This is a genomic window from Streptomyces bungoensis (assembly GCF_001514215.1).
Lineage (GTDB): Bacteria > Actinomycetota > Actinomycetes > Streptomycetales > Streptomycetaceae > Streptomyces > Streptomyces bungoensis.
Window position 1 is genome coordinate 516,492 of the sequence record NZ_KQ948852.1, and the last position, 19,585, is coordinate 536,076.

Below are 19,585 nucleotides of genomic sequence, written 5' to 3' on the forward strand. Positions count from 1 at the left end.
GGGGCCGGCAGTAGCGTGGCCTGAGCGAACCTGGCAGGCCGGGGGGAGAGAGCGAGACATCGCCGATGGCGACGACCGGCCACGACCAGCCCCCGGGCGACGGGGCTCCCCTGCCCGGCGAGGGGCTCGACGCCTCGCGCATGCCCGCCCACTGGCTGCTGGCCCGCATGGGCAAGCGGGTCCTGCGCCCCGGCGGCCTGGAGCTGACCCGCTGGATGATCGACGCCCTGGCCATCGGCCCCGAGGACCGGGTGGTGGAGCTGGCCGCCGGTCTGGGGGCCACCGCCCCGCTGGTGCTCGCCCGCGGCCCGGCCTGCTACACGGCCGTGGACCGGGACGCCGCCGCCGTGGCGCGGCTGGCCGGCCTGACGGCCCCCGGCGCGACACGGGTGCGTGCGGTGCGGGCGGACGCCGCTGCCACCGGGCTGCCGGACGGCAGCGCCACCGTCGTGTACGGGGAGGCGGTGCTGACCATGCAGCCCGAAGCCGCCAAGCGGCGGATCGTACGGGAGGCGCGCCGGCTGCTCGACGGCTCCACCGGGCGGTACGCCCTGCACGAGATGTGCCTGCTGCCCGACGGCCTCGACCCGGCCCTCGCCGGGCGGATCGCCGCCGACCTGTACGACGTGCTCCACGTCGGCTCCCGCCCGCTCACCCCGGCCGGCTGGGGCGCTCTGCTCACCGCCGAGGGTCTGACCGTGACCGCCCGCACGACGGTGCCGATGGCGCTGCTGGAGCCGCGCCGGCTCGTCGCCGACGAGGGGCTGGTCCACGCCCTGGGCATCGCCGGGCGCGTCCTGCGGGACCCGGCGGCCCGGGAGCGCGTGCAGCGTATGCGGCGCGTCTACCACCGCCACCGGGACCACCTGGGCGCCATCGGCCTGGTCGCCGTACCCACCGCGCCCGGCGGCTGAACGCGCCGGGCGACCGTGGGAGCCGGCGGGTGCTCAGTCCTCGGCGTGGGCCAGCCACAGGTCGGGGCCGAACACCTCGTAGCGGATGCTGCGGGCGGGGATGCCGGCCTCGAGCAGCTGGGCGCGCACGCCCCGCATGAAGGGCAGCGAGCCGCACAGGTAGACGTCGGCGTCGGCGGGCAGGTCCAGGCCGGCGAGGTCCATCAGGCCGGTGTGCGAGCCGGGTTCCCCGGACGCGTCCTGCTCGTACCAGAACTCCGCGCGGGCGTCGGGCAGTTCCTCCACCAGGCGGCGGGTCTCGGCGCGCAGGGCGTGGTCGCCGGGGGCGCGGTCGGCGTGCAGGACCCGCACCGGACGCGTGGAGCCGGTGGCCGCGAGGTGTTCGAGCATGCCGGCCATCGGGGTGCAGCCGATGCCCGCGGAGACCAGCACCAGCGGGGTGGCTGCGTCGTCCAGGACCACGTCTCCGAACGGGGCCGACAGGGTCAGTTCGTCGCCGGCCCGTACGGTGCGGTGCAGCTGGTTGGAGACCTCGCCCTCGGGGGCGTCGGCCACGCTCGCGACCCGCTTGACGGTGATGCGCCGCAGCCGGTCGCCGGGAGCGTTGGACAGGCTGTACTGGCGGGTCTGGCGGATGCCGTCGGGCATCCGCACCCGGACGCTGACGTACTGTCCGGCGCGGGCCCGCGGCAGGGGGCCGTCGTCGGCCGGGCGCAGCAGGAAGGAGGCCACGTCGGGGGTCTCCTCCCGCCGCTCCACCACGGTCCACTGCCGCCACGGCGTGCGCGGGTCGACCTCCGCCTCCTGGTAGAGGCGGGCCTCCTGGGCTATGAGGGCGCCGGCCATCAGCCAGTACACCTCGTCCCAGGCGGCGGCGACCTCCGGTGTGACGGCGTCGCCGAGGACGTCGCCGATCGCGCGGAACAGGTACTTGTGGACGATCGTGTACTGGTCCTCGGTGACGCCGAGCGCGGCGTGCTTGTGGGCGATGCGGGCGAGCATCGCGTCCGGGCGCTCATCGGGGTGGGCCAGCAGGGCCTGGGCGAAGCCCGCGATGGATCCGGCCAGCGCGCGGCGCTGCTCACCGCTGGCCTGGTTGCCGCGGTTGAACAGGCCGTCCAGCAGCTCGGGCTGGTCGGCGAACATGGTGCCGTAGAAGCGCGCGGTGATCTCGTCCAGGGCTCCGCCGACGGCGGGCAGGGTGGCACGGACGACAGCGGCCGACTCGGGCGAAAGCATGGAACTCCTCCGGTTTGCGGGTGCGTTGGGGGACGGCGCTCACCGTCACGGCCGGGCTCCGGGTGCGGAGCGGACCGGCACACCGATGATCCCGGCGGGCCGTCGCCTGCCATAGGGCCGAACTTCCCTGCGCGGCAGGGCCCGTCGGTCCGGTCGCCGGGCGCGACGGGCCGGCGGGAGTCCCCGAACCGGGTGTCAGGCCTGGTTCCGGAAGCGGGTCACCAGGCACGGCGAGGGGCAAACCGCCGCAATCCCCTTACGGGGTGGCCATGACGAGGGTCACTCGACGATGTCGAGGACGTCCTGGACGGGCCGGCGGGGTGTGGCCGCTCCCCGCGGCCCGTAGCCCAGGCGCAGCACCATCTGGACGTGGCCCCGGCCGCCCACCGGGTCGCGGGCCAGCAGCCGCAGGTCGCGGCTCTCCAGGGCGTGGGAGGTCAGCGAGGTGGCGAGCCCGGCCAGGGTCGCCTCCAGCAGGACGCGTTCCAGCGCCTGCCCCGCGGACAGCCAGTCGGCCCGGTCGTCCCCCGGGGTGCTGAGCAGCGCCAGGTGCGGGTGCTTCTCGAAGGCGGCGCCGGCGCGGTGCGCCACCGGGCGGCGGCCGGCGAAGTCCCGCAGCGGCGCCTTGCCGTCGCGCAGCCGGGGTCCGAACGCGTACTCGGGGACGCCGTCCGTGGCGCGCTCCGCCTCCGGGCCGAGCCGGGTCCAGCGGTGCAGGTCCTCCATGCCCTCGGGATGGAGGGCGTCCCGGCTCTCCGCGTCGTGGACCAGGTCCAGCACGGTCTCCACGTGCCAGGCCCCGGGGAACATCAGCTCGGCCCCCTCCAGGGCGGCCGCCCGGCGCAGGGCGGCCCGGACGTCCTCGGGGACGTCCCGCTCCTCGAAGGGGTGCCGGCTGGTGTGCCGCTCGGGGATCGCGGGGCGCAGGCGTGCCAGGTCGTCGTCCGCCGCCGTCCGGGGTGCCGCGCCGAGCCGGACGGAGGCGAGCAGCAGGGGCTCGCCGGGGTCCGGGAGCAGCCGGACCCCGGTGGTGAGTCCGGCGTGCGCGGCGGCGGCGCGCAGGTTGAGCAGCGCGGCTCCGCAGCCGATGGTCAGCGCCCGGTCCTCCGGGTCGGAGCGGTGCATGGCCCGGCCGGTGTCGGCGAGCAGCAGGACGGTGCGCTCGCCGGCCAGGTAGCGGAAGCGCCAGGGCTGCGCGTTGTGCATGGACGGGGCCGCCACGGCCTCGGCGACCAGCGCCGTCACCGTCTCCGTGTCCGTCTGCCGGGTGTCCATGGCGCCCTCCTCGCGCTTCGTCGTCTCCTGCCGGCGAGTACCCTCCGGTCCGCCGGGTGATGGTGCCGGCATCCGCCGCCGCTCAGCGCAGCCGGCGCAGATAGGGGTCGTGGGGGCGGCGCGGTACGAGGCGCACCCGTGCGTCGAGCACGCTGACCCCGGCCGGCGCCGCGAGGACGGGGTTGAAGTCGACCTCGGCGAGCTGCGGCAGGTCGGCCGCCATGCGGGACAGGCGCAGCAGCAGCTGCTCCAGGCCTTCGAGGTCGGCCGGTGCGCCGCCGCGGGCGCCGAACAGCAGCGGGGCGCAGCGCGGCGCGGTGATCAGGTCGTGGACGTCGTGGTCGGTGAGCGGGGCCAGCCGGGCGATGGGGGTCCCCCCGGTCGAGCGAATTCGAGACTGGGGGAGGTCGCCGAGGACCTCGGTCGCGGTGCCGCCGAGCCCGAACAGCACGAGCGGGCCGAAGACCTCGTCCTGGACGACGCCGGCGAACAGTTCGGTGCCGCGCGCGGCGAGTGGCTGCACGACGACGCCGGTGAGCAGCCCGGCGAACCGGGTCCCGAAGTCCCGGAAGGCGGCGCGCACCTGGGCGTCGCCCTGGAGGTCGAGGTGCACGGCGCGCTGCTCGCTCTTGTGCAGCAGCCCCGGCCAGTGGGCCTTGAGGACCACCCGGCCGTCGGGGCCGCGCAGCCGCTGGGCCGCGAGGACGGCCTCGTCCTCGGTCTCGGCCCACGCCCACGGCAGTTGCGGGATGCCGTAGCAGGACAGCAGGCGGGCGCAGGTGCGCGGGTCGAGCCAGCCGCCGTCCTCGTGTGCGGACAGGAAGCGCTCGGCGACCTCCTGGGCGCCGGCCGCGTCGATGCCGTCGAGGTCCGGGACGGTGCCCACGGGCCGGGCGAGCCAGGCCGCCCGGCGGGCGGCGTGGGCCAGTGCCCGGGCCGCGGCCTGGGGTTCGGCGTACGACGGGACGGTGCCGCCGCCGTCGGCGGGCAGCAGCCGGACCGGCAGGTCCTGGTCGAGGCGGATCGCGGCGACCGGCTTGGCCCGGTGCCCGGGGCCCCGGGTGAGCGCCCGGACGAGGTCGTCGCCGGTCGCGGCGGCGACCGCCGTGGGCAGCAGCGCCACCAGCACGGCGTCGACACCCGGGTGCCGCGTCAGCCGGTCCAGGCAGTCCGCGAGCCCGTCCTCGCCGACGGCGGCGGTGGTGTCGACGGGGTTGCCGGCCGCGGCGCCCTCGGGGAGCACGGCGAGCAGGTCGTCGATCACCTCCGGGGGCAGCGGCGGCACGGCGAGTCCCGCCTCGGCGCAGGCGTCGGCCGCGAGGACGCCCGCGCCGCCCGCGTTGCTGACGATGGCGACCCGGGTGCCCGCGGGCAGCGGCTGGGAGTGCAGCAGGGCCGCGGTCTCCATGAGTTCGCCGACGGAGCGGGTGGCGGTGATGCCGGCCTGGGTGAACAGCGCCTGCCGGGTCATGGCGCGGGTGGCGGCCGCCGCGGTGTGCGAGGCGGCGGCGCGCCGGCCGGCCTCGGTACGGCCGGCGTCGACGGTCAGCACCGGGATCCGGCGGGTGACGCGGCGGGCGGTGCGGGAGAACGCGCGCGGGCTGCCGAAGGACTCCAGGTGCAGCAGGGCGAGTTCGGTGCGGCCGTCGCTCTCCCACCACTGGAGCATGTCGTTGCCGCTGACGTCGTACTTGTCGCCGAGGGAGGCGAAGGAGGAGACGCCGATGCCGAGCCGGGACAGCCCGTCGAGCAGGGCGATGCCGACCCCGCCCGACTGCACGGCGACGCCCGCGGTGCCGGGGCGCGGGTGGCGGGCGGCGAACGTGGCGTCGAGCCGCAGGCCGGGCTCGGTGTTGGAGACGCCGAGGCAGTTGGGCCCCACCAGGCGCATGCCGTGGGCGCAGCACGCGGCCAGCAGGGCGCGCGCCTGCCCGGCGTCGAGTCCGGCGGTGACGACGAGCAGCGCCCGGGCCCCGGCCTTGCCGCACTCCTCGGCGGTGGCGGGGACCGCGGCGGCGGGGACGGCCACGACCACCAGGTCGGGGGTGGCGGGCAGGGCGCCGACGGACGGGTACGACGGCACGTCGAGGACGTGGCTGACGTTCGGGGTCACGGCGAACAGGCGGCCGGTGTAGCCGCCCGCCTTCAGGTGGTGCAGGACCGCCCGGCCCACGGAGCCGGGCTTCCGTCCGGCGCCGGCGACGGCGACGGCGCCCGGGCGCAGCAGGGGCGTGAGGCTGGTGACGTCGGCGGCGCGGCCGCGGGCCTCCACGGCGGTCAGGTAGGCGTCGTCCGCGTCGAGGCGGATGGTCAGGCGCACCTCGGCGCCCTCGAAGCGGCGGGCGGTGCGCAGGCCGAGGTCGGCGAAGAGCCGGAGGACCTCGCGGTTCTCGCTGAGCGCGTCGGCGGTGAAGGTCGTGACCCCCTCGGCCCGGGCGGCGGAGACCAGGTGCTCCACGAGCAGGGTGCCGACCCCGCGGTGGTGCCGTCCGTCGCAGACGGCGATGGACATCTCGGCCTCGTCCCCGGCGCCGCCGGTGTCGTACTCGGCGACGCCGACCACCTGGCCGCGGGTCTCGGCCAGCAGCGCCCGGTAGCCCGGGTGTGCGGGGGCGCAGGCCCGGTCGGCGGCGAGCCGGGCGGAGTTCGGGCTGAGGGAGAAGAACCGGAAGCGCAGGTTGTCCGGGCACATCTCCTCGTACAGCCCCTGCAGCCGGTCGTGGTCGGCCGGGGTCACGGTACGGATGCGGACGGTGGTGCCGTCCGCGAGCAGGGCGTGGACGGGGGTGCGGTCGAGCGTGTCTTCCGGCATCACGGATCTCCTCCAGGCCTGTCGATGCTCCGAGCATCCAGCGGGCCGGAGGACCGTCCCAGGGGCTGTCCGGGGCCGAGTCCAGGGCCGGTGGTCCCTTACCGGCGGGAACTGTGCGGGGAGGGGACTGATCAGTTTTGGAGAAGCCGGGCGGGCCCGCGGCCCCCTAGCATCGGAGGCGTCCCGAAGCGGGGGCACCGGACGGACGGAGGCTGGGATGAGCGACACGGAGTTCACGGTCGAGGAGCGCGCCGCGATGAAGGAGCGCGCCCGGGAGACCAAGGCGGCGCGCCGCGGCGCCGGCAAGGCGGACGCCACCGGCGAGGTGCTCGCCAAGATCGCCGAGATGGAGCCGGGCGACCGGGCCCTGGCCGAGCGGGTGCACGCCCTGGTCACGGCCGCGGCGCCCGAACTCGCGCCGAAGCTGTGGTACGGGATGCCGGCGTACGCGAAGAACGGCAAGATCGTCTGCTTCTTCCAGTGCTCCGCGAAGTTCAAGGCCCGCTACTCCACCCTCGGCTTCAGCGACCAGGCGCGGCTGGACGACGGCGCGATGTGGCCGGCCGCCTACGCGCTGACCGACGAGCTGACGGCGGGCGACGAGGCGCGCGTCTCCGAGCTGGTGAAGCGGGCGGTGGGCTGACCCCGCCGCGCGGGCGGCGGGGTCGGCGGGTCACTCGGCCTGCTCCGGTACGACGGCGACGGGGCAGCCGGCCTGGTGCAGCACCGCGTGGGCGACCCGGCCGAGCTGGAGGCCGAAGTGGCCCTCGCGGCGCCGGGCGCCGACGACGAGCAGGCCGGCACCGGCCGCGGCGCCGGGCAGCACCCGCCGGGCGGGCCCCTCGACGGTACGCCGGCGCACCTCGATGCCGGCCGGGACGTCCCGCAGGGCGGCGTCCAGCTCCCGGGCCGCCCGTTCCTCGTGCCGCTGGACCGGTTGGGTGTCGTGCGCGGGCCGGCGCCAGGCGCGGACGGCCTCCACCGGCACGCCCCGGCGCCGCGCCTCCTCGGCGGCGAAGCGCACGGCCGCGGTCTCCCCGGGCCGGTCGCCGACGCCGACGACGACGGGGCGCTCCCCTGGGCTGACCCGGTTGTCGTGGCCGCCCCGCAGCACGATCACCGGGCAGTGGGCGTGGCCGGCCACGGTGACGCTGACGGAGCCGAGGACGGCCTCGGTGAGGCTGCTGCGGCCGCGCGAGCCCAGGACCACGGCGGCGGCGGTGCGGCTCTCGCGCACCAGCGCGTACTCGGGTTCCTCGGGGAGCACGTCGGTGACGGTCTTCACGTCCGGCCGGCGCTCGTGCGCCCGGCGGGCGGCGGCCTCGACGATGTCCTCGGCACGCACCTCCTCGGAGGGCCTGCCGACGGCGTCGGCGAGCCCGGTGCCCTCGTAGCGTTCCCACAGCGAGGCGTACACCACGCGCAGCGGCAGCCCGCGCAGGGCGGCCTCGTCGGCCGCCCAGTCGACGGCGCGCAGGCTGGGCTCCGAACCGTCGACGCCGACGACCAGGGGCAGTTCCATCGTCCTCACCGTCCCGTCTCCAGGTCGAACACCAGCCGGGCCTTGACCTCGCCGCGCAGCACCTCGTCGATGGACTCGTTCACCGAGGCGAGCGGCCGGGTCTCGTAGATGACCTTCGTCCGGCCGGCCGCGTGCAGCCGGAACACCTCGGCCAGGTCCTGCCGGGTGCCCACGATGGAGCCGATGACCGACGTGCCGTTCAGGACGGTGTCGAAGATCGGCACCTGGATCGTGCCGTGGGCGGGCAGAGCGACCATGACGAGCTTGCCGCCGCGCCGCAGACCGGAGCCCACCGCCTCGAACGCGGCGGGGTTCACCGCCAGGGCGATCGCCGCGTGCGCGCCGCCGTGCTTCTTCAGCTCCGCCCCGACGTCCTGGGAACGGGCGTCGATGACGAGGTCGGCGCCCAGCTCCCGGGCCAGTTCCAGCTTGTCGTCGGTGACGTCGATGGCCGCCACCGTCGCACCGGCGATCTTGGCGTACTGCACGGCCAGGTGGCCCAGGCCGCCGACCCCGGAGATCGCGACCAGCTGGGCGGGCCGGACGTCCGCGACCTTCAGCGCCTTGTACGTGGTCACCCCGGCACAGGTCAGCGGGGCCGCGTCGAACGGGCCGACGCCCTCGGGCACCGGCTGGGCGAAGTCGGCCCAGGCCAGCATCTTCTCCGCGTACCCGCCGTCGCAGCCGTACCCGGTGTTGACCTGCTGCTCGCACAGGGTCTCCCAGCCGGACAGGCAGTGCTCGCACCGCCCGCAGGCCCGGCCGAGCCACGGCACGGCGACCCGCTGCCCCACGGCCAGGTGGGTGACGCCGTCGCCCAGCTTCTCGACCAGGCCGACGCCCTCGTGGCCGGGCACGAACGGCGGGTTCGGCTTGACGGGCCAGTCGCCGTGCGCGGCGTGGATGTCGGTGTGGCACAGCCCGGACGCCTCGACCCGGATGCGCACCTGGCCGGGGCCGGGCTCGGGGTCGGGGCGCTCCTCGATGACCAGGGGCTCGCCGAGGGCTCGTACGACCGCTGCCTTCATGTCCTGTCCTCTCCTGGGGTGCCGGTGCGCTCAGTGGTGGGCGACGACGGCGACGGGCGCGGCGGCGTGGTGCAGCACGGCGTGGGCGACGGGGCCGATGTGGGCGCCGACGGCGGAGCGGCGCACGCGCCGGCCGACGACGACCAGGGAGGCCTCGCGGGAGGCGTCGATGAGCAGCAGCGAGGGGCTGCCGCAGCGGGACTCCGTGACGACCTCCACGTCGGGGTACTTCTCGCGCCAGGGGCCCAGCGTCTCGGCCAGTGCCTCGGCGTCGCTCTGCGCCACGATCTCGGTGACGTGCGGGTCGAGGACCGCGCCGTAGGCGTAGTACGCCGGCGGGTTCCAGCCGTGCACCACGTGCAGCGGCACCGAGCGGCGCGCGGCGGCCTCGAAGGCGAACGCGAGGGGCGCCGGGTCCGGCGTTCCGGTGTCCAGGCCGAGCAGAACGGGACCGGTGGCGCCGGGGACGTCCTCGGCCCGCTCGCCGGCGCGGACCAGCACGACGGGCCGTTCGGTCGCGGCGACGACCGCGAGGCCGACCGAGCCGACCAGGAAGCCGCCGATCCCGCCCAGGCCGCGCGAGCCGAGGACCAGCAGTTCGGCGTCCTCGGCGGCCTGCGCCAGGGCTTCGGCGGGGCGTCCGGTGAGCTGTTCGGTGATCACCTCCACACCGGGGTGGCGCCGGCGCAGTTCCTCGGCGCGCTCCCGCGGGATCCGCTCGGTCCAGTGCTGGTGCGTCTCGGCACCCAGCAGCGGAGCCTCGGCCATGGGCGCCGGTACCGGCTCCCAGACCTGGACGAGCTTCACCGGCAGTCCGCGCGACAGCGCCTCGCGGGCCGCCCAGTCCGCGGCGGCGCGGCTCTCGGGGGAGCCGTCGAGACCGACCGTGATGGTGCGGGGCATCCTTTCCACCTCCTGTGTCGGGGGATCTCCGTCGGGGATCTCCGTCGGGTGATCCGGTAACAGCGTCGGGTCCGCGGCGGCGGCGGGACAGGGGCCCGCCGGTCCTTCCGCGGGGACCTTGGGCCCCTGCTGCGGTCCCGTGCGCCGGCCCAGGCTGGAGGCAGGAGTTGGTACGCCCGACCAGGAGGCAGGCCATGAACACCCCGAGCATGCCGCGCACGCTGCCCGCGGGGCACCGGCAGCAGCTCATGCGTCTCGCGCGGGAGGTGTCCTTCCCGCCGGGCACGCGGATCTTCGGCGAGGGGGCCCGCGCGGACCGGTTCTGGATCGTCCGCACCGGCTCGGTGGAGCTGGACACGCGGGTGCCCGGCCGCCGCGCCGCCGTCGTCGAGACGGTGGGCCACAACGAACTCCTGGGCCTCTCCTGGCTGTTCGGGCCGCACGTGTGGCACATGGGCGCCACGGCGGTGACCCCGGTACGGGCCTGGGAGTTCGACGCCACGGCCGTCCGCTCGCTGTGCCGCGACGACCCGGAACTCGGCCGGGCCGTCACCCAGTGGGTCGGCGAGGTGCTCGCCCACCGGCTGCGCTCCACCCGGACCCGGCTGCTGGACCTCTACGCCCCCTACGGCGCCGGCAGCGCCGTGTGAGCGGGGCGACCCGACGAAGGAGTCATCATGCACGCCACCCCGTACGTCGTCAGTGACGTCATGTCCCACACGGTCGCCGCCGTCGGCCGCCGGGCCCCCTTCAAGGAGATCGTGCAGTTGATGCAGGACTGGAAGGTCAGCGCCCTGCCCGTCCTGGAGGGCGAGGGCCGGGTGGTCGGCGTCGTCTCCGAGGCCGACCTGCTGCCCAAGGAGGAGTTCCGCGACAGCGACCCCGACCGGGCCACGCAGGCGCACCGGCTCGGCGACCTCGCCAAGGCCGGCGGGCTGACCGCCGGGGACCTGATGACCTCCCCGGCCCTCACCGTCCGCGCGGACGCCACTCTCGCCCAGGCCGCCCGCACCATGGCGCACGCCAAGGTGAAGCGGCTGCCCGTGGTCGACGAGGTCGGCATGCTGCAGGGCGTCGTCAGCCGCACGGACCTGCTGAAGGTGTTCCTGCGGGACGACGAGGACATCGCCGAGGAGGTCCGGAAGGACGTCGTCACGCCACTCTTCCCGGGAGCCGCGTCCGCGCTGCGGGTGGAGGTGGTGGACGGCGTCGTCAGGATCGGCGGCCGGGTGCGGGACACCTCGCTGGTTCCGGTGGCCGCGCGCCTGGTCCGGGCCGTCGAGGGCGTGGTCGACGTGGAGTTCGACCTGACACGCGCCGAGGGCCCGACCGCGTCCACGCTCGGCCCGGCCCACCGGGCCTGAGCGCAGGGTCCCGCGGGCCGCCCGCCAGGTCCGCCGCTGGGCCCCGCCCGGGTGCCGGGTTTCGCTCGGCCAGGTCGCGCGGGCCGTCCCCGCACGCCGTCGCACGGGACGCCGAGCAGGTGCCGGGTCCCGGCGAGCGCGGCCGCGCTCCGCCACCGGGGTGCCGGGCAGCGCCACGTCGGTGGCGGCCGGCCGGAACCGGTGCGGGGTGGTGCGGTCACAGGTGCCCCGTACACCTGGAACGCGCCGTGCCGGCTGCCCCGGCGCTCGGGGGCGGCGGGGGCGGCGGGGGCGGCGAGGGCGCGACCACCGGTGGCGGACTCGGGTGCCGGCGCGGGCGGTTGCCCGCCGGTGCGCAAGCTCAGCCGCGGCCTTCGTGCCGCTGGCGGTCCTGGACCTGGGTGGCGATGACGGCCGCCTGGATGCGGCGCTCCACGCCGAGCTTGGCGAGCAGACGGGAGATGTGGTTCTTCACCGTCTTCTCGGCCAGGTACAGCCGCTGCCCGATCTGGCGGTTGGTCAGCCCCTCGCCGATCAGCGCCAGGATCTCCCGCTCCCGGTCGGTCAGGCCCGGCAGGCCGTCCGGCTCCTCCTCCTTCTGCTGACCGCCGCGCAGCCGGGCCATCAGCTTGGTGGTGGCGCTGGCGTCCAGCAGCGACTGGCCCGCGGCCACCGTGCGCACGGCCGACACCAGGTCCGAGCCCTGGATCTGCTTCAGCACATACCCGGAGGCTCCCGCCATGATCGAGTCCAGCAGGGCCTCCTCGTCGTCGAAGGAGGTCAGCATCAGACACGCCAGCTCCGGCATCCGCGAGCGCAGCTCCCGGCACACCGTCACACCGTCGCCGTCGGGCAGCCGGACGTCCAGCACGGCCACCTGCGGACGCAGCGCCGGCACCCGGACCAGGGCCTGCTCCACCGTGCCGGCCTCGCCGATCACGTCGATGTCGGGTTCGTCGTTCAGCAGGTCGCGCACCCCACGCCGTACCACCTCGTGGTCGTCCAGCAGGAAGACCCGGATCGGGCTGCCCGGCTCGCCGTCCGCCATTGACTGCTCCTCGCTCGTCGTTTCCGTGCCGATGTCCACCTCATGCCCCGGGGACCGGCCCGCCTAGCGTGATCCTTCCTCCATCCGGGCCGGACGGCCAGGGCCGGACGGCCCTGTTTGGGTCAAGGGCCGAACGGCCCTGGCGCGCGGAGCGCCGGTGCCGTACCAATGAACGGTGGGTCCCCTGGTCCTTCCCGATCCGAGCGGGCCCGTTCCGTTGTCAGTGCATCAGGAAGCGCGCCAGTGACAGTCGAGCCGCACGGAAGCCGCCCCATGACCGCCGCCATCTCCGACACCTCCGAGCCCTCACCGGCCGGGCCGCGCCGGAGCGTCGAGCTGGACAGCGACGAAGCCCTGCGACTGCTGGGCAGCGTGTCCCTCGGGCGGATCGTCTTCACCCGCCACGCGCTGCCGACCGTCCGCCCGGTCAACCACGTCCTGGACGACGGCGAGATCGTGATCCGCACCCACGAGGGAGCGGCCCTGACCGCGCGCGCCGGGCAGGCCGACGGCCAGGGCGTCGTGGTGGCGTACGAGGCCGACTGCATCGACCCCGACACGCACCTCGGCTGGAGCGTGGTGGTGACCGGCTACGCCCGCCTGGTGACCGACGCCGGGGAACTGGCCCGGTACGAGAAGCTGCTCAGCCCCTGGGTGAACCGGACCATGGACTACGCGGTGCGCATCCGCCCCGACCTGGTCACCGGCGTACGGCTCACCGCGGCCGAGCGGCCCGACGGCGCCTGACCGCGACCGCGCCTGACCGCGGTCGCGCACGGCTGCTCAGGCCGAGGCGTGCAGGCCGTACCTCGTGCGGCCGCCCACCAGTTCACGCCCGCTGACCAGCTCCGGCTCGATGCGCACGAACACCTCCTCCCGGGAGGGCACCGGTGAGGCCGGGGCGGTTCGCTCCAGGCGCGCCGCCTCGGCCCGGTCCGTCACCACCGCGGCCCGCCCCGTGACGAGGACGCTCCAGCCGGAGCGGGCGGCCGCGTCGACCGCGTCCGCCTCGAAGGCGACCACCACGCCGTCGAGGGCGCGGGCCAGCTCCGAGGCCGCCGCGATGCGCAGCAGCACCGCCCCGTCGCCGTCCACGCCGAACTCGACCGGCACGACCGCGGGCAGGGCCTGGCGGGTGTGCACGATCCGGCCGATCGGCGCCGTCGCCAGCAGACGCAGGCACTCGGGCCGGCCGAGCTCGCGGGAACCGTCGTCGGAGTCCATGCGTCAGCCCGTCCTCCGCCCCGGGACGGCGGCGGCCGGACCCGGCCGCGGAACCGTGTCCCGGACCTCGTCCGGTGTCCGTCGCGGGGTGGCCGGGCCCTCGGGGCCGTAGCCGAGCCGGACCAGCATCTGCGGGTGCCCGTCGAGGTCCGGGGCCGGCCGCAGCTCGCGGCGCAGGTCGGGCCACTCCATCGGCTGGTGCAGCAGGGAGGCCCGCACCCCGTACGCCGTCGCCACCAGCAGGACGTGCTCCAGCGCCTGCCCGGCCCGCAGCCAGTCGCTGCGCCGGTCGTGCCGGGTGGTCAGCAGGGCCATCGCGGGCTCGGGCTCGAAGGGCCGGGCGGGGAGCCGCTCGGTGTGCCGCTGGGCGGTGAAGTCCCGCATGGGCAGCCGCCCGTGGGCGTCCTGCGGCCCGAGCACGGCGCGCGGCAGGCCGAGGTCGGCGGTGTCGTCCAGGTCCCGGTGCACCCAGCGGCGGCTCTCCCCCGCCCGGTCGAAGTCGGTGCGGTTGCGCTGCTCGGCCTGGGCGGCCACCCGCAGCAGCCGTGTCCGCTCGGCGGCCCCGGGGAAGGTGAGCGACGCGCCCTCCATGTGGGCCGCGTCGGCGAGTTCGGCGCGGACCTCCTCCGGCAGCGGCCTGCCGGAGAACGGGAAGCGGCTGCTGTGCCTGCGCCAGATCGCCGGGTACAGGTCGGAGCGGTGCCCCCCGGTGCGCGGCCGGCCGGGACCGGCCGGCCGGAAGCTCGCCAGCAGGCCCGGGTCCCCGGGGTCCGGCAGCAGCCGCAGCACGGGTGCCCAGCCGAAGTGGGCGGCCGCGACACGGAGGTTGAAGAGGGCGGCACCGACCGACAGGTGCAGCGCCCGCCCGACGGGATCCGCGTGGCGCAGGCCGCGTTCCGGGACGGCGCGGATCTCCAGCGTGCCGGTGTCCGGGTCGAGCCGGAAGCGCCACGGCTGGGTGTTGAAGATCGAGGGCGCGGCAACGGCGGCCGAGATGCAGCCTTCCAGGGTCGCGGCGTCGAGGGTCGCGGTTCGCATGGCGCCTCCTCGTACGGGGTCGGGCGACTACGGGGTCTCCTTCGAGCGTGCGAGCGCCGCGCCCGGCACGGTGAGGGCCCTATGGCCCCTTTGCGGGGCCCGGTCAGGGCACAGCTGTCCCGGCTGCGGGGGGCGCACCCGGCGGGGCCGCGCGCGGTCCGGGCCGAACGGCCCTCCGCCCGCCCCGGTCCGGCGCCCTTCGGCCCACCGGTTCCGCCTGGCCGGCCCATGTCGCGCCGCCGTCCCGCCTGTCACCGTCGTGACAGGACCACGAGGAGGTGGGCAGAGATGAGCGAGCGCAAGCCCTCGAACAGCGGGCGCCGGCGGACCAGGGTGCCGCTGTGGCGGTGGCGGAGGAACCCGGTCCGGCGTCGGGAGGACGTCCTGGAGGCATGGCTCGTGCTGGCCGTGTGGATCCTCGTGGCGGTGGGCGGCACGCTCGTCGGCCTGGTCACCGCGCAGGCGGCCGACCAGGTCTTCGCCCGGCAGCGGGCCGAGCGGACCCCGGTGGCCGCCGTGGTGCTCACCGCCGTCCCGGCCGCGGCGGCCACCGGCACGGGCCGGGACGTGGCCGCGGCCGAGGTGCGCTGGACGGCCCGGGACGGCTCCGCGCACCGCGGCATGACGCTGGTGCCCACCGGGAGCGCGGCGGGCTCCTCGGTACGGATCTGGATCGACGGCCAGGGCAAGCCGGCCGGCGAGCCGGCGACCCCGGCCCGGGCGTCCGCCGAGGCGGGGGTCTTCGGCACCGCGGCCGGCCTCGCCCTGAGCGGCCTGGTCCTCGGCGTGGGGGGCGCCGGGCGCTGGTACCTCGACCGGCGGCGCCTCGCGCAGTGGGACCGGGAGTGGACCCTGATCGGGCCGAAGTGGGGGCACAAGACGGGCTGACCGGGTACGGCGGGCCCTCGCCCACCTCCTCCGTCCTCGCGTGGGAAACCCAGGGTCGAACGAGAAGGCGCCCGGCCGACCGGCCGGGCGCCTTCGTGCGCGGGGCGGCCGTCAGGCGCCGACGTACTGCGCGAGGTGCTCGCCGGTGAGGGTGGAGCGGGCGGCGACGAGATCGGCGGGGGTGCCCTCGAAGACGATCCGGCCGCCGTCGTGGCCGGCGCCGGGGCCGAGGTCGATGATCCAGTCGGCGTGCGCCATGACCGCCTGGTGGTGCTCGACCACGATCACCGACTTGCCGGAGTCGACGAGCCGGTCCAGCAGCCCCAGAAGCTGTTCGACGTCGGCGAGGTGCAGGCCCGCGGTCGGCTCGTCCAGGACGTAGACGCCGCCCTTGTCGGCCATGTGGGTGGCCAGCTTGAGCCGCTGCCGCTCGCCGCCGGACAGCGTGGTCAGCGGCTGGCCGAGCGTGAGGTAGCCGAGCCCGACGTCCGCGAGCCGCCGCAGGATCGTGAGGGCAGCGGGCGTCTTCGCCTCGCCGGCGGCGAAGAACTCCCCCGCCTCGGTCACCGGCATGGCCAGCACCTCGCTGATGTCGCGGCCGCCGAGGTGGTACTCCAGCACCGACGCGTCGAACCGCCTGCCCTCGCACACCTCGCAGATGGTGGCGACCCCGGCCATGATGGCCAGGTCGGTGTAGACGACGCCGGCGCCGTTGCAGTTGGGGCAGGCGCCCTCCGAATTGGCGCTGAACAGGGCCGGCTTGACCCCGTTGGCCTTGGCGAACGCCTTGCGGATCGGGTCGAGCAGCCCGGTGTACGTCGCCGGGTTGCTGCGCCTGGAGCCGCGGATGGCGCCCTGGTCGACCGACACCACGCCCGCCGAGGCCGGGATCGACCCGTGCACCAGCGAGCTCTTGCCGGAGCCGGCGACCCCGGTGACGACGGCCAGCACCCCGAGCGGGATGTCGACGTCGACGTCGCGCAGGTTGTGCGTGCGCGCGCCGCGGATCTCCAGCGTGCCGGTGGGCTCGCGCACCGTCTTCTTGACGCCCGCCCGGTCGCCCAGGTGCCGGCCGGTGACGGTGCCGCTGTCCCGCAGCCCCTCCACGGTGCCCTCGAAGCAGACGGCGCCGCCGCCCGTGCCGGCGCCGGGGCCGAGGTCGACGACGTGGTCGGCGATGGCGATCACCTCCGGCTTGTGCTCCACGACGAGCACCGTGTTGCCCTTGTCGCGCAGCCGCAGCAGCAGGGCGTTCATCCGCTGGACGTCGTGGGGGTGCAGGCCGGTCGTCGGCTCGTCGAAGACGTAGGTGACGTCGGTGAGCGAGGATCCGAGGTGGCGGATCATCTTGGTGCGCTGCGCCTCGCCGCCCGACAGCGTGCCCGCCGGCCGGTCCAGCGAGAGGTAGCCGAGGCCGATCTCCACGAAGGAGTCGAGGGTGTGCCGCAGCGTGGCGAGCAGGGGCGCCACCGACGGCTCGTCGAGGTCGCGCACCCAGGCGGCGAGGTCGCTGATCTGCAGGGCGCAGGCGTCGGCGATGCTGATCCCGCGGATCTTGGAGGACCGGGCGGCCTCGCTGAGCCGGGTGCCGTCGCAGTCGGGGCAGGTGGTGAAGGTGACCGCCCGGTCCACGAACGCCCGGATGTGCGGCTGCATCCCCTCGCGGTCCTTGGCGAGCATGGACTTCCGGATCCGCGGGAGCAGCCCCTCGTAGGTCATGTTGATGCCCGCGATCTTCATCCGGGTCGGCTCGCGGTGCAGGAAGTCCGCCAGTTCCCGCTCGGTGTAGTCGCGGATCGGCTTGCCGGGGTCGACGAGGCCGGACTCGCTGTACAGCCGGTAGTTCCAGCCGCCCGCCTTGTAGCCGGGGATCGTGAGGGCGCCCTCGGTGAGCGACTTGGTGTCGTCGTACAGCTGGGTCAGGTCGAAGTCCTGGACGGTGCCGCGGCCTTCGCAGCGCGGGCACATGCCGCCGGTGACGCTGAAGGCGCGGCGCTCCTTCACCGTCCGCCCGCCGCGCTCCACGGTGACCGCGCCCGCTCCGCTGATGGAGGCGACGTTGAAGGAGAACGCCTTGGGCGAGCCGATGTGCGGGCGGCCGAGCCGGCTGAAGAGGATGCGCAGCAGCGCGTTGGCGTCGGTGGCGGTGCCCACCGTGGAGCGCGGGTCGGCGCCCATGCGCCGCTGGTCGACGGTGATCACGGTCGTCAGCCCGTCGAGGACGTCGACCTCGGGGCGCGCCAGGGTCGGCATGAAGCCCTGCACGAAGGCGCTGTAGGTCTCGTTGATCAGCCGCTGCGACTCCGCCGCGATCGTGTCGAACACCAGCGAGCTCTTGCCCGAGCCGGAGACGCCGGTGAACACCGTCAGCCGGCGCTTCGGGATCTCGACGCTGACGTCCTTGAGGTTGTTCTCGCGCGCGCCGTGCACCCGGATCAGATCGTGGCTGTCGGCAACGTGCGGCGCGGTCGGCTGCGGGTCGGCGCTCGGGGCCATGGGCATGTCTCTCCATCCGTGGGCGGGCTGCGGTCACGCTAGCCGCGCCCGGGCGCCGCGCGCTTCTCCATTCCGGTCCGGTTCCGGGAGAGGGGCGCCTTTGCGCCGGACGCCGGAACCCGGCTGCCGGCCTCACCGCACGCCCGAAACGGAGTAAAACGCATATAAGTGATCTTTCGGGTGTCATAGTGCGCCCATGGACCTCACGACCGCCGGGCTCCGCACCCGCCGCGCCGCCCTCGCCGCGACCGGTGCCGTCGCTCTCGCGGGCGCCGCGGTCCTCACCGTCGTCCTCACGCACGGGCAGCCCACCGCTCCGGCCCGCGCGCGGCACCCGGCCGGCGGCGCCGTCGCGGGCTCGCCCCGGGACATCCCGTCCCCCGGCGCCCGCGGTCTGGGCGACCCGCTGGCGCCGCTCGACGGCAACGGCGGCTACACGCTCCGCCACTGCGACCTCGCCTTCGACTGGCGCGCGCCCGGGACGCCGTTCCCCGCCACCGCCACCCTGAGGGCCGCGGCGACGCAGGCCCTGTCCCGCTTCGACCTCGACTTCGCGGGCAACACGCTGCGCACGGTGACCGTCGACGGCGCCCCGGCGCGGGCGGTGCGCGACGGCGACGAGCTCGTCGTCACCCCGGCCCGGCCGATCGCCCGCGGCCGCACCTTCACCGTCCGGGTCGCCTACACCGCCGACCCGACGCAGCGCCGGCACCGCGACGACGCCATCCAGGACTACGGCTGGGTGCCCACGGCCGACGGCACGCTGCTGTCGCCGCAGCCCGACGGCGCCAAGATGATCTTCCCGGCCGACGACCACCCCAGCGTGCGCGCGCCGTTCACCTTCCGCGTCACCGCCCCGCCGGGCCTGACCGCGGTGGCGGGCGGCCGGCTGGTGGAGCGCCGCCGGCTGCCCGGCGGGCGGATCCGGTGGACCTACGACTCCGAGCACCCGGTCGCGGCGCAGCTGGTCCAGCTGGCCATCGGGAAGTACTCCGTCGTCACCGGGACGGGGCCGCGCGGGCTGCCCGTGCGCGACGTGGTGCCGGACGGCCTCGTCGCGGACACCGAGGCCTACCGGTCGCTCACCCCCGCTCACCTGGCCTGGCTGGAGCAGCGGCTCGGCCCCTACCCGTTCGGCCGCTACGGCGTGCTGGTCGGGGACACCGACCTGCCCGTAGCCCTGGAGACGCAGTCGCTGTCCGTCGTCCCGAGCAGCGACCTGCTCGGCAGCCGGGTCGACGCGGAGCGCAACCTCGTGCACGAGCTCGCCCACCACTGGACCGGCGACAGCGTGGCGATCCGCCGCTGGTCCGACCTGTGGCTGAGCGAGGGTCACGCCCGCTACTACGAGCGGCTGTACGCCGACGCCCACGGCGGCCCCGGCCTGGAGGAGGCGATGCGGGACGCGTACGCCCGGCACGACCGGTGGCGGCACGACGACGGCGCCCCCGCCGAGCCCACCGCGGCGTCCCTCTTCCGCCAGATGCGCTACGACGGCTCGGCGCTGGTGCTGTACGCGCTGCGCGAGGAGGTGGGCGAGGACGCCTTCGCGCGGATCGAGCGGTCCTGGGTGACGCGGTACCGGGGCCGCGCCGCCGGCACCGCGGACTTCGTCCGCCTCGCCTCCGGCGTGGCCGGCCGGGACCTGGCGCCCTTCCTGGACCGGTGGCTGTACGGGGCGCACACCCCGCCCATGCCGGGCCACCCGGACTGGCGGGTGGATCCGGTCGCGGAGGACTGACGCGCCCTCACGTAAAGCGGACACGCTGCCGCCGACCGGGTGGCCTGTGCCCGGCGGCTGGTCCAGGCCGGTGACGCTCGGCGCGACGCGGCG

Annotated in this window: 17 protein-coding genes; 7 read left to right on the forward strand and 10 right to left on the reverse strand. The window is 75.7% G+C overall.

Features of this window, described 5'->3' with window-relative positions; translation table 11 throughout:
- The first annotated feature begins 65 nt into the window (after nt 1-65).
- A complete protein-coding gene (locus tag AQJ66_RS06525; protein WP_061917903.1) occupies nt 66-914 on the forward strand; it encodes a methyltransferase domain-containing protein in 849 nt (282 codons plus the stop codon).
- A gap of 33 nt (nt 915-947) precedes the next feature.
- Here AQJ66_RS06525 and AQJ66_RS06530 read toward each other — a convergent pair whose 3' ends face one another.
- The 3 genes from AQJ66_RS06530 to AQJ66_RS06540 all read right to left on the reverse strand — a co-directional run bounded on the left by AQJ66_RS06530 (nt 948) and on the right by AQJ66_RS06540 (nt 6,240).
- Nucleotides 948-2,153, reverse strand: coding sequence for a globin domain-containing protein (locus tag AQJ66_RS06530; RefSeq protein ID WP_061917905.1), 1,206 nt, complete (start codon nt 2,151-2,153; stop codon nt 948-950).
- 279 nt (nt 2,154-2,432) lie between these two features.
- Complete coding sequence (locus tag AQJ66_RS06535; protein WP_061917908.1) at nt 2,433-3,428, reverse strand: Acg family FMN-binding oxidoreductase; 996 nt, start codon at nt 3,426-3,428, stop codon at nt 2,433-2,435.
- 82 nt (nt 3,429-3,510) lie between these two features.
- Nucleotides 3,511-6,240 (reverse strand): bifunctional acetate--CoA ligase family protein/GNAT family N-acetyltransferase, encoded by a 2,730-nt coding sequence (locus AQJ66_RS06540; protein WP_061917911.1) that lies wholly within the window; start codon nt 6,238-6,240, stop codon nt 3,511-3,513.
- 217 nt (nt 6,241-6,457) lie between these two features.
- Between AQJ66_RS06540 and AQJ66_RS06545 the strand changes: the two genes are divergently transcribed.
- Nucleotides 6,458-6,883 (forward strand): iron chaperone, encoded by a 426-nt coding sequence (locus AQJ66_RS06545; protein WP_061917913.1) that lies wholly within the window; start codon nt 6,458-6,460, stop codon nt 6,881-6,883.
- A 30-nt stretch (nt 6,884-6,913) separates the two neighbouring features.
- Here AQJ66_RS06545 and AQJ66_RS06550 read toward each other — a convergent pair whose 3' ends face one another.
- The 3 genes from AQJ66_RS06550 to AQJ66_RS06560 are packed head-to-tail and all read right to left on the reverse strand — an operon-like array spanning nt 6,914 to nt 9,693.
- Nucleotides 6,914-7,762, reverse strand: a complete 849-nt coding sequence (locus AQJ66_RS06550) for a universal stress protein (RefSeq protein ID WP_061917916.1) — start codon at nt 7,760-7,762, stop codon at nt 6,914-6,916.
- A gap of 5 nt (nt 7,763-7,767) precedes the next feature.
- Nucleotides 7,768-8,790: an alcohol dehydrogenase AdhP gene (adhP, locus tag AQJ66_RS06555; protein ID WP_061917918.1), complete on the reverse strand. Its 1,023-nt coding sequence runs from the start codon at nt 8,788-8,790 to the stop codon at nt 7,768-7,770.
- A gap of 30 nt (nt 8,791-8,820) precedes the next feature.
- Nucleotides 8,821-9,693 carry a universal stress protein gene (locus AQJ66_RS06560; RefSeq protein ID WP_061917922.1) on the reverse strand — a complete coding sequence of 291 codons (873 nt, stop codon included), beginning with the start codon at nt 9,691-9,693 and terminating at the stop codon, nt 8,821-8,823.
- Between the two features lie 194 nt (nt 9,694-9,887).
- Here AQJ66_RS06560 and AQJ66_RS06565 point away from each other — a divergent pair, with 194 nt between their 5' ends.
- A complete protein-coding gene (locus AQJ66_RS06565) occupies nt 9,888-10,343 on the forward strand; it encodes a cyclic nucleotide-binding domain-containing protein (protein ID WP_061917925.1) in 456 nt (151 codons plus the stop codon).
- Between the two features lie 27 nt (nt 10,344-10,370).
- Complete coding sequence (locus AQJ66_RS06570; protein ID WP_061917928.1) at nt 10,371-11,057, forward strand: CBS domain-containing protein; 687 nt, start codon at nt 10,371-10,373, stop codon at nt 11,055-11,057.
- Nucleotides 11,058-11,418: 361 nt separating this feature from the next.
- Here AQJ66_RS06570 and AQJ66_RS06575 read toward each other — a convergent pair whose 3' ends face one another.
- Nucleotides 11,419-12,105: a response regulator gene (locus AQJ66_RS06575; protein WP_061917930.1), complete on the reverse strand. Its 687-nt coding sequence runs from the start codon at nt 12,103-12,105 to the stop codon at nt 11,419-11,421.
- Between the two features lie 273 nt (nt 12,106-12,378).
- Here AQJ66_RS06575 and AQJ66_RS06580 point away from each other — a divergent pair, with 273 nt between their 5' ends.
- Nucleotides 12,379-12,852: a pyridoxamine 5'-phosphate oxidase family protein gene (locus AQJ66_RS06580; RefSeq protein WP_061917933.1), complete on the forward strand. Its 474-nt coding sequence runs from the start codon at nt 12,379-12,381 to the stop codon at nt 12,850-12,852.
- 36 nt (nt 12,853-12,888) lie between these two features.
- Here the strand turns inward: AQJ66_RS06580 and AQJ66_RS06585 are convergent, their stop codons facing one another.
- Both AQJ66_RS06585 and AQJ66_RS06590 read right to left on the reverse strand, forming a co-directional pair.
- On the reverse strand, nt 12,889-13,329 hold the full coding sequence (locus AQJ66_RS06585) for a pyridoxamine 5'-phosphate oxidase family protein (RefSeq protein ID WP_061917936.1): 441 nt from the start codon (nt 13,327-13,329) through the stop codon (nt 12,889-12,891).
- A 3-nt stretch (nt 13,330-13,332) separates the two neighbouring features.
- Entirely contained in the window at nt 13,333-14,367 is a 1,035-nt protein-coding gene (locus AQJ66_RS06590) for an Acg family FMN-binding oxidoreductase (protein ID WP_061917940.1), read from the reverse strand.
- 288 nt (nt 14,368-14,655) lie between these two features.
- Here AQJ66_RS06590 and AQJ66_RS06595 point away from each other — a divergent pair, with 288 nt between their 5' ends.
- On the forward strand, nt 14,656-15,255 hold the full coding sequence (locus AQJ66_RS06595; RefSeq protein ID WP_061917943.1) for an Rv1733c family protein: 600 nt from the start codon (nt 14,656-14,658) through the stop codon (nt 15,253-15,255).
- Nucleotides 15,256-15,366: 111 nt separating this feature from the next.
- On the opposite strand, the gene AQJ66_RS06600 is transcribed toward AQJ66_RS06595, so the two are convergent.
- Entirely contained in the window at nt 15,367-17,757 is a 2,391-nt protein-coding gene (locus AQJ66_RS06600) for an ATP-binding cassette domain-containing protein (RefSeq protein ID WP_061917946.1), read from the reverse strand.
- Between the two features lie 190 nt (nt 17,758-17,947).
- On the opposite strand from AQJ66_RS06600, the gene AQJ66_RS06605 reads away from it, so the two are divergent.
- Nucleotides 17,948-19,492, forward strand: coding sequence for a M1 family metallopeptidase (locus tag AQJ66_RS06605; RefSeq protein WP_079060093.1), 1,545 nt, complete (start codon nt 17,948-17,950; stop codon nt 19,490-19,492).
- Nucleotides 19,493-19,585 lie beyond the last annotated feature (93 nt).

What these genes read in the sequence shown, in the direction of transcription:
- AQJ66_RS06525 (WP_061917903.1), top strand. Translation starts at nt 66, where the DNA reads ATGGCGACGACCGGCCACGACCAGCCCCCGGGCGACGGGGCTCCCCTG.
- AQJ66_RS06530 (WP_061917905.1), bottom strand. Translation starts at nt 2,153, where the DNA reads ATGCTTTCGCCCGAGTCGGCCGCTGTCGTCCGTGCCACCCTGCCCGCC.
- AQJ66_RS06535 (WP_061917908.1), bottom strand. Translation starts at nt 3,428, where the DNA reads ATGGACACCCGGCAGACGGACACGGAGACGGTGACGGCGCTGGTCGCC.
- AQJ66_RS06540 (WP_061917911.1), bottom strand. Translation starts at nt 6,240, where the DNA reads ATGCCGGAAGACACGCTCGACCGCACCCCCGTCCACGCCCTGCTCGCG.
- AQJ66_RS06545 (WP_061917913.1), top strand. Translation starts at nt 6,458, where the DNA reads ATGAGCGACACGGAGTTCACGGTCGAGGAGCGCGCCGCGATGAAGGAG.
- AQJ66_RS06550 (WP_061917916.1), bottom strand. Translation starts at nt 7,762, where the DNA reads ATGGAACTGCCCCTGGTCGTCGGCGTCGACGGTTCGGAGCCCAGCCTG.
- adhP (WP_061917918.1), bottom strand. Translation starts at nt 8,790, where the DNA reads ATGAAGGCAGCGGTCGTACGAGCCCTCGGCGAGCCCCTGGTCATCGAG.
- AQJ66_RS06560 (WP_061917922.1), bottom strand. Translation starts at nt 9,693, where the DNA reads ATGCCCCGCACCATCACGGTCGGTCTCGACGGCTCCCCCGAGAGCCGC.
- AQJ66_RS06565 (WP_061917925.1), top strand. Translation starts at nt 9,888, where the DNA reads ATGAACACCCCGAGCATGCCGCGCACGCTGCCCGCGGGGCACCGGCAG.
- AQJ66_RS06570 (WP_061917928.1), top strand. Translation starts at nt 10,371, where the DNA reads ATGCACGCCACCCCGTACGTCGTCAGTGACGTCATGTCCCACACGGTC.
- AQJ66_RS06575 (WP_061917930.1), bottom strand. Translation starts at nt 12,105, where the DNA reads ATGGCGGACGGCGAGCCGGGCAGCCCGATCCGGGTCTTCCTGCTGGAC.
- AQJ66_RS06580 (WP_061917933.1), top strand. Translation starts at nt 12,379, where the DNA reads ATGACCGCCGCCATCTCCGACACCTCCGAGCCCTCACCGGCCGGGCCG.
- AQJ66_RS06585 (WP_061917936.1), bottom strand. Translation starts at nt 13,329, where the DNA reads ATGGACTCCGACGACGGTTCCCGCGAGCTCGGCCGGCCCGAGTGCCTG.
- AQJ66_RS06590 (WP_061917940.1), bottom strand. Translation starts at nt 14,367, where the DNA reads ATGCGAACCGCGACCCTCGACGCCGCGACCCTGGAAGGCTGCATCTCG.
- AQJ66_RS06595 (WP_061917943.1), top strand. Translation starts at nt 14,656, where the DNA reads ATGAGCGAGCGCAAGCCCTCGAACAGCGGGCGCCGGCGGACCAGGGTG.
- AQJ66_RS06600 (WP_061917946.1), bottom strand. Translation starts at nt 17,757, where the DNA reads ATGCCCATGGCCCCGAGCGCCGACCCGCAGCCGACCGCGCCGCACGTT.
- AQJ66_RS06605 (WP_079060093.1), top strand. Translation starts at nt 17,948, where the DNA reads ATGGACCTCACGACCGCCGGGCTCCGCACCCGCCGCGCCGCCCTCGCC.